The sequence below is a fragment of the Mesorhizobium sp. ORS 3428 genome, from assembly GCF_001854785.1.
In the GTDB taxonomy this organism is placed as follows: Bacteria; Pseudomonadota; Alphaproteobacteria; order Rhizobiales; family Rhizobiaceae; genus Mesorhizobium.
This window is the reverse complement of the sequence record NZ_MDFL01000073.1, coordinates 1-1,994: the sequence shown is the minus strand read 5'-3', so window position 1 is coordinate 1,994 and position 1,994 is coordinate 1. Positions and strand designations below refer to the sequence as shown.

At 54.5% G+C, this 1,994-nt stretch carries 2 protein-coding genes and 1 pseudogene; 2 read left to right on the top strand and 1 reads right to left on the bottom strand.

Features of this window, described 5'->3' with window-relative positions:
* On the top strand, positions 1–411 hold a 411-nt coding region (locus ORS3428_RS33735; protein ID WP_210185685.1), incomplete at its 5' end, for a hypothetical protein.
* A 159-nt stretch (positions 412–570) separates the two neighbouring features.
* Here the strand turns inward: ORS3428_RS33735 and ORS3428_RS31325 are convergent.
* Positions 571–1,016, bottom strand: a pseudogene (locus ORS3428_RS31325) (MucR family transcriptional regulator).
* A 307-nt stretch (positions 1,017–1,323) separates the two neighbouring features.
* On the opposite strand from ORS3428_RS31325, the gene ORS3428_RS08395 reads away from it, so the two are divergent.
* The coding region (locus ORS3428_RS08395) for a nucleoid-associated protein (protein WP_172833664.1) at positions 1,324–1,994 on the top strand (671 nt) is incomplete at its 3' end.

The following is a 1,994-nucleotide window of genomic DNA, read 5'->3' as shown; positions in this document are numbered from 1 at the left end:
CGCGCCGTGGCTGTATCGGGGCCAATCAAGAGCCTGACCGTGCTCAACCATCCAAGACGCCACGCTAGCGCCGTCCGCGCGACGACAGTCGCGCACGAAACGGTGGTACCTATCCCATGCGACGAAGTTGCATTGTACCGGGCGAGATTCGGCAAAAAAGGTGTCGAGGGCCTCGGTGGATCGACTTCCACATGGATAATCCAGTCTATTTGCATCTTTGCAGAGCTGGCGGCTCTCAGGCGCGTCGATTCCGTTAAAGCGGATGCGCTGACCGTGGACTTCGATCGTGTCACCGTCCACAACCGATGCCGTCCCCATAATGGTCTGTGGGTTGGCGGCAGTCCAGTTGGCTACTGTCGCTCCAAGATCGCCATGGCTGTCCGCAGCGAGGGGAAAAACGGCATATGCTGAAGCCGCCAGGCCAGCGACTGCTAGTGATGCGACTGCAAACGTCCGGCCGCGGGAAGCGCGGGCAACAGAGCTTCGGCGTCCAGGCCGTAAGCGCGACCGGTGCCGGCGGGATTGCCGATCGTTCCTCAATTGCTGGCTCTCCCCACTTGAAACGACGGACTAGCGTCCTCGTCCTCTCTTGACCGGCGCTTTCTTCTTCGTAGCTGTCTTGCGGCCAAGACCGAGCGCTTTGGCAAGACTGGAGCGGCTTTCTGAATAGGTGGGAGCGACCATCGGGTAGTCCGGAGGCAGTCCCCATTTTTCCCGATATTCATCGGGCGTTAGACCGAAATGCGTAGCCAAATGCCGCTTGAGCGATTTGAATTTCTTCCGTCCTCAAGGCAGATGATGTAGTCGGGAARCACCGACCGCTTCGGATTGACCACATCGTTTTGGGCTGGGGCTTTTGGTTCGACAGGTTACTTAACTCTGGAAAGCGACAAGTTTACGCTCTCAATAAGCTCGGGCAGGCAGGTAACTGCCACAGCGTTCTTACTGACGTAGTCGGAGACGATATCGGCGGTAAAGTCGATCAGATGGGCCACCTCATTCTCGGGACATGGTATATCCTTCTACTGACTGCAATGGCTCTGTTGATAGCCGTTCCAACAGACAATTCCAGGCCTTGCAGCTTTGAACGCATGCACTTTTTCGTCTGGGTGAAAAATTCAGACACCGTGGTTGGGGTCGAGAAGGTCAGCGATACTGRCTGGTTGCGTTTAGGAACGGCCGCCATTTTTCCTGCACGCGTGGCMCTTGCGTTCTTGATCTGTTCTGATATCCTTTCTTAACCCGTTCCGAATAATGTTCCTCGGTATTTTCGGAGGGGATCGAGTTTTGCTTGTTGAGAATCTTTCAATCGGCCGAGTTGTCATGCATGAGGTATTCCAGAGGAAAGACGGGCCTAATGTAGTGCCACCATCCTACGGGAAGGAACTTGAAGTTCTAGACTCCAAGGCTCTTAGTCATTTTGGGATGCGTATCACCGAAGCGCTCTCTGCACAGTCCAAGAGCATAGAGATGCGGATAGTGAAGACCGACGACGCAAGCGTTGTTGGAACGGCTCGACGTCTTGTTCTCGCAGCCGACACCGATTTTCCCGATATCTCCAAGCACATGGCAGATGCTCTCGCTGACGCACAGAAATCACGAGGGAWTCCCGGGGGAATGCTTCTAGTCTTCGATGGGAAAGTCGGTGCCGATGGAAAGCCCTTCGTAGGGGTGATCAAAGCGGAGATGCAGTCCGGCTTTCAACGCCGATTAGCTGCCGCAAAAATTGTGACCGAATTTCTCGAGAACATCTTCCTGACGCCAGCCACGAGACTTTACAAGCTTGCCCTGTTCATTTCTGAAGATGTCGCCGTCACGGCAAACACAAGTTGGCGATGCTTCGTATTTGACAGCAATATCACTGCCGCCCGCCGAGAGAACGCGGCCGTATATTTCTACGACGGCTTTCTTGGCTGCGCCTTTCCTGAGAACGGAAAATATGAAACCGCGAAGTTCTTCGACCTCACCAAGGAATTCGTTCGCACATCGATAAA